The organism is Peribacillus sp. (assembly GCF_059453735.1).
The window spans coordinates 1-5,975 of sequence record NZ_JAZVJO010000456.1; the positions used below are offsets into that span (position 1 = coordinate 1).

A 5,975-nucleotide genomic window follows, 5' to 3' on the forward strand; every position below is an offset into this window, starting at 1 on the left:
GTACCTGCTGATGATTCTTTTTGAAGCTAAATGGCAAAATGATGCCCGCCTATAACTCTTACAACCTTCAGCGTTCTCATCCACTTGCTGTCTGAAATGCTTGGATTATAAAAATAGAGTTCGTGATACGCATAATCCTGAATCGCGATGGCTTCATTCACTGCACGTTGCGCATCTTCGCCCGCTGGTTGATTAATCGCGCCATCGTCGACAGGCGAGAATTGTCCCTCTTGATATATAACATCTTTAATTGAATCAGGGAATTCTTCATCTTGTACACGATTTAATACTACTGCCGCAACAGCTACCTTCCCATTATATGGTTCACCCTTTGCCTCTGCATGAACAAGCCTGCTGAGCAGTTCCTTATGCGGTTCGCTGATCACAGAAGGAATGGTAAAGGTATCACCTGGGTTCGCAACATTATTTTCATTTTCATTCACATCTTTAAGTACTTGTATAGGAACGCCATACATTTTAGCTATGTCCCATATGCTTTCACCTTGTTTTACAGTATGTTTTTTTGTATTTTTGTTTGCTAGAGTTTCACTATTCATTGGAAATGTAACGCCGAGTATTAAGATTCCAAGAGTAACAGCAAAAACGAATGAAGTAAATGTTCTCATCTTGTCTCCTCCTTGTTAAGCATTCAACAAGGATAACAAACTCGACAAACAATTTCAGCTCTAAATTTTTACCAAGGAAACAGAGGAATTTATTCACATGGAATGCGCGGAAAAACTTAACTCTGTACTTTACGTGCTTCCCATTCTTCACGTAGGATACCCATTCGAATGGAATCATAATATTGACCGTTATAGTAGCGGCATTTACGCAGCCGACCCTCTATCTGCATCCCTATTTTTTTTCCTACTGCAATCATTCGTTCGTTCCCTGACCAGGTAGTTATCCCCACACGCGCAATTTCACTGAGTTGAGAAAATAAATAGTCTGTATATAAAGAGAGTGCTTCTGTACCAAATCCGCCCTGCCAATAGTTAGGCTTATAAATGGTAATCCCCATTTCCAGCCATCTTGTCGCCTCATTTTCCCAATAAAAAATCACCGTACCAATGATTTCCTCACCAACAAGAATGACCATCTGGGAATAAATCCCCATCGCTTCATCCATCATTAGTTCGTTTAACTCTTGATCATAATACATCTCAAAATCCGGACGATTGAATTCGTAATACGGGGCATCCCACTTTTTCCATTCTGGATTTTCTTCACCATAGCGCAGGTTCCATAGTTCTGAAATATCCTGTGGTTGAACATTTCGTATACTAATTTTCTCTCCATCGATCCGCAAATTACTCAAAAGCAAATTCCCCCAATTTTTTATTCTATCTTTTACTATTCAACAATAATACCTGCATTCCTGCTCATTGTTGAAATAATTCATCAGGACCTTACGATTTTAATAAATACTTGGCGCTCACGAGGTCCGTCAAATTCATAGAATTGAATCCCTTGCCATCTCCCTAACAGCAATCTCCCTTTGTGAAGAATCACTTGTTGTGAGGAGCCGACTGTACTCGCTTTGAGATGTGCAGCAGTATTTCCCTCTTCATGCTGATCAAGCGTATGATTCCAAGGATATAATTCATCTAACCTTCTCATTACATCTGCTGCTACATCCGGATCAGCATTTTCATTTATGGTAATCCCTGCAGTGGTATGAGGACAATAGATGACTACCATTCCTTCTTCAACAGCCGATTCATTAGTAAATGAAATAATTTCTGGAGTAAGGTCAATTACCTCATCTCTTTTGGTCGTATGAAGTGTAATTTTTTTAAACATATTTCTGCCTCCCTGTATAATAGTAGTATTATTCCTTTACCCTATTTTAGCCAGAAAAATCAGCAAACTTCCCCCACCTGTCTATTTATCTATTCGCTTTTTATTTACATAGGCCGCCATTTTTGCAAACTCTCGTTCAAACTCTTTTATTTCACGTTTTGAAACCTGCCTATTACCATAACGGACATCTTGATAGATCGAGATTATTCTCTCTTTGGCACTCACACTATCATGAGGCAGCCTTGATAACCAGATTGAAAATCCTTCCGCTTTTCGTCTGGCAAATGGTGCTGCTAGTTTCATTTCCCATCCATAAACTTTTTTGCGAATTAAGTGGTGTGGAGGTTTAATCACCCTTTCTTCTGGTAAAGGTACCAGCTTGGTTTTCGTTTTAGGCCGGACATTTACGGTCATTCCTAGATTTCCCCTTCTCTTCAGACGACGGCTTAGCAAGATTACAAATCCTAGTAACATTCCTCCAAATAAAAGATAACCGCCTATCATTGGATCAGATGTACCTGCCTCTTCATTCAAAAACATTCCCATCATGTCTTCAGAAGGTTCTTCTTTCATCTCTTCCTTTGTTTGCAGACCAAGCAATAGATCTACTCCATTATTCAGTACAGGACCAGTTACAAAAGCTGATCCTGTAAACACAACAAATAATAGATACTTACAGATGGCTAGGAAGATTGGGAGCAGTAAGTATATAAACATTCCTCCACTAGTGGCTGCGAAACAGATGGTTAGTCGACTTCTTGCTAGTTTAACCGTATGACTTTCTAGTAAAATCATTAAGGCGGCAATCATCAAGAAGAGACCCAGCATGACCCGACTGATTGCTACACCCGACTGGCTGAGACAAACGAGTACAATTAATCCACAGAAGAGTGCTTTCTGTTTGTTGTTTTTACCACTCAAAAAAAGAATATAAAAAGACAAAGTGAATAAAATCGAATACGTAAATCCTGTATTAACTAAAATGAAAATGCAAAAAAACACACTACTTAAAAAACTAATTTTCAACATGATTGATTGTTTTATCGACAACCATTGAACACCACATAGTAGGAGTATAAACAGACTAAACCATACCGAATGTATACCAGCGGATAAACCAATTACCAATAGAATAAGAAAATTATATAGAAAGAGCAGCATTGGTTCCTCCTTCTGATAAATGACCATGTTCGTTGACATGGACTACTTCACCCTCTAAATTCCCTCTTATGCCGGTACCGCCGACCAATATAGTTAAAACGGATGGTGCTTGTAATTCTTTTATATACGTAAGAAAAGCAGTCTCTGAATAGGCCGCTCCCGAGGTAGAAAGTTGAGCAAGCACCGTTAACGATGCAGCCAAGTGCTCTTTGCCTTCGCGTAAATTAAGGGAAAGAGGTCTTCCCCCTTTATAGATATTAATAAATAATTCAAAAGGCAGGTTTTTAGAGGTCATATATTGACACAGAAATGCTGTATATGAGATTAAGTCTTCAAATCTCGAGTGAAAACGATGTCCAGAAGCAGACAAATTTAAACAAATGGTTACCCCGCTATGTGTGACAGGCTGATATTTTTTTGCCACCAGCTGTTGCATTCTTAAAGAAGCCTTCCAATGAATGTGCCTAAAACTTTCAGATTCATACTGCTTAACCCCAGAAACAGCAGATGCATCTTCTAGATAAGACAACCTGCTTTGTTGGCTACCAGGCATTAGTCTTTCTAAACGTTGAATATTGCGAATAGGTTTAATCAATGGATACACGAGAATCTCCGTTTGCAGCGTCGGCAGTACAGGAAAGTAGATTGTACTCGTCCTAAACCAGTCATAGATAATCAATTCTACGTTTTCCATTTTATAAAGTCCGCGCTTTTGAGGTCTGATTGAAAGCCGCCATTCAATAGAGTCTTTTGCCGGAATGAAGAACGGATATACCCGCCGGTCTGAAAGAACGCCGTCTCCAGATTCTATTAATACACCTTCTGTCTCAATTGTCTCATTTAATTCAAATGATAATTTCCCGCTTGGAATCGACAGTTTTGCATTATTTCGAACGCCGATCCCGATAACAGCTTCATTTCCTGGAAAAACCCGATACCGTCGATTTTCATTTAATACCTGCATGGCTGTCGTTATACGAATTGTATAATAATGAACCATAATTGCGTATGTATAATAGATAAGAATACAAGTCATCACGACTGGATGTTTTAAAAAAATCAGTTCCCAAACGAAGATAATGATTGTGCTCATAATCACTTTATCACTTAAGAAAAATGCCTTATCGATATGTGGGTTCCGCTTCATCGAGAGATCTCTACCGGCACATCGACTTCTTGAAGAATTTGCTCTGCGATCTCTCTGCGGCCAGATGTCAGTGCCCCTTCCATAGTTAATGTGATTCGGTGCGATGCTATTGCTGGAAAGACGAACTGCACATCCTCCGGTATACAATAGCTTCTGCCCATATATAGTGCTTTTGCTTGAGAGGCCTTCAACAAAGCTAGTGTAGCACGCGGGCTAAGACCTCTCTCGCAGTACTTACTTGAACGTGTGGCAGCTATTAACTGAAGAATGTAATCCTCTACAGGTTCACTCACAAGTATTCGCTTTGTTTCAACTTGTAAAACGAGTAATTCTTCCTGTGTGATACAGACTGAAAGTGTATCAAGAGGTTGGTGTTCTCGAAACCGACGTATAATGGTTCGTTCTTCGTCCATTGAGGGATACCCAAGAGGAATACTCATAAAGAAACGGTCAAGTTGAGCATCTGGAAGCGGGAAGGTTCCCTGTGATTCCAACGGATTTTGGGTAGCTATTACAATAAATGGAGATGGCAGTTTAATCGTTTCACGTTCGAGTGTAATTTGGCGCTCTTCCATTGCCTCTAATAAACTCGATTGTGTCCGCGGCAATGCACGATTGATTTCATCAGCAAGCAAAATATTTGTGTAAACCGGTCCTAATCTTTTTTCAAAATCATTCGATTTAGGATTAAAATACTCTATGCCGGTAATATCACTTGGCAAAACATCGGGCGTGCATTGGATTCTAGCGAATTGTCCGCCCATGCTCTTAGCCAACGATTTAGCAAGCAGCGTCTTGCCTGTTCCTGGCACATCTTCAAGCAAGACATGTCCGCTGCATAAGACCGATTCAATAAGCAGCTCAATCGCTGTTTCATTTCCAACAAATACTTTCTGAATGTTCTTCTTCAGCTTCTGTAAAGATTCCATATTCGCACCCCAAAATTCCAATTTTTCTACATCTTTCTATCTTCGACATATTAAAAGGAAATTCCTGTTATATCGAGGGAATGAACAGAAAAACCCCCGCAGGAAACTTCCTGCGGGGGTTTTTTTACAACTATTTATCCTTGAAGTAACAGCTGTTCTGGATCTTCAAGTAAATCTTTAAGTGTAACAAGGAAGCCTACAGCTTCTTTTCCATCAACAATACGGTGGTCATAAGATAACGCAAGATACATCATTGGTCTGTTTTCAATTGCGTCACCAACAGCGATCGGACGCATTTTAATTGTATGCATACCTAGAATCCCAACTTGCGGGGCATTAAGGATTGGTGTAGACAGCAGAGAACCAAACGTTCCGCCATTCGTAATCGTAAATGTTCCGCCTGATAAATCCGATAGAGCAAGCTTATTATTACGAGCTTTCACTGCAAGGTCAGCAATGTCTTTTTCGATTTCACCAAAGCTTTTACGATCCGCATCACGAACGACAGGAACAACAAGGCCTTCGTCAGTTGATACGGCAACACCGATATCATAAAAGTTCTTTTTATGAATTTCATTTCCATTGATTTCAGCGTTAAGTAATGGGTATTTCTTTAATGCTGCAACAGCAGCTTTCGTAAAGAAAGACATAAATCCAAGTTTTGTATCATTATTTTTGATAAATGATTCTTTATGTCGTTTACGTAGATCCATCACTGCTGATAAATCAACTTCATTAAAGGTAGTCAGCATCGCTGCTTCACTTTGTACTTGAACTAAACGTTTAGCTATCGTTTGACGACGGCGGGACATCTTAATAATTTCGACACGGTCATCCTGTTGAGCCGGAGCAGCTTTAGGTGCTGATGCTTGTGGAGCTGCTGCTTTAGGTGCTGGTGCAGCACTTGCTGCTTCAACATCCTGTACACGTAC

7 protein-coding genes are annotated in these 5,975 nt (G+C 39.9%); all 7 read right to left on the minus strand.

What is annotated here, in order from left to right; translation table 11 throughout:
- Positions 1-26: 26 nt before the first annotated feature.
- Positions 27-626: a cell wall hydrolase gene (locus AC52RT_RS15055; protein ID WP_495541499.1), complete on the minus strand. Its 600-nt coding sequence runs from the start codon at positions 624-626 to the stop codon at positions 27-29.
- Positions 627-742: 116 nt separating this feature from the next.
- Positions 743-1,321, minus strand: a complete 579-nt coding sequence (locus tag AC52RT_RS15060; RefSeq protein WP_495541500.1) for a GNAT family N-acetyltransferase — start codon at positions 1,319-1,321, stop codon at positions 743-745.
- Between the two features lie 83 nt (positions 1,322-1,404).
- Complete coding sequence (locus AC52RT_RS15065) at positions 1,405-1,806, minus strand: secondary thiamine-phosphate synthase enzyme YjbQ (RefSeq protein ID WP_495541501.1); 402 nt, start codon at positions 1,804-1,806, stop codon at positions 1,405-1,407.
- 81 nt (positions 1,807-1,887) lie between these two features.
- The gene (locus AC52RT_RS15070) at positions 1,888-3,006 is read right to left on the minus strand and encodes a hypothetical protein (protein ID WP_495541502.1); all 1,119 of its coding nucleotides are present in this window, start codon (positions 3,004-3,006) and stop codon (positions 1,888-1,890) included.
- Complete coding sequence (locus AC52RT_RS15075; protein ID WP_495541503.1) at positions 2,948-4,114, minus strand: DUF58 domain-containing protein; 1,167 nt, start codon at positions 4,112-4,114, stop codon at positions 2,948-2,950. Before AC52RT_RS15075 ends, AC52RT_RS15070 begins: the two co-directional genes overlap by 59 nt.
- A complete protein-coding gene (locus AC52RT_RS15080; protein WP_495541504.1) occupies positions 4,111-5,043 on the minus strand; it encodes an AAA family ATPase in 933 nt (310 codons plus the stop codon). Before AC52RT_RS15080 ends, AC52RT_RS15075 begins: the two co-directional genes overlap by 4 nt.
- A 134-nt stretch (positions 5,044-5,177) precedes the next feature.
- On the minus strand, positions 5,178-5,975 hold a 798-nt coding region (sucB, locus tag AC52RT_RS15085; RefSeq protein WP_495541505.1), incomplete at its 5' end, for a dihydrolipoyllysine-residue succinyltransferase.

Coding starts and splice junctions, on each gene's coding strand:
- AC52RT_RS15080 (WP_495541504.1), bottom strand. CDS start 5,043: ATGGAATCTTTACAGAAGCTGAAGAAGAACATTCAGAAAGTATTTGTT.
- AC52RT_RS15055 (WP_495541499.1), bottom strand. CDS start 626: ATGAGAACATTTACTTCATTCGTTTTTGCTGTTACTCTTGGAATCTTA.
- AC52RT_RS15075 (WP_495541503.1), bottom strand. CDS start 4,114: ATGAAGCGGAACCCACATATCGATAAGGCATTTTTCTTAAGTGATAAA.
- AC52RT_RS15070 (WP_495541502.1), bottom strand. CDS start 3,006: ATGTCAACGAACATGGTCATTTATCAGAAGGAGGAACCAATGCTGCTC.
- AC52RT_RS15065 (WP_495541501.1), bottom strand. CDS start 1,806: ATGTTTAAAAAAATTACACTTCATACGACCAAAAGAGATGAGGTAATT.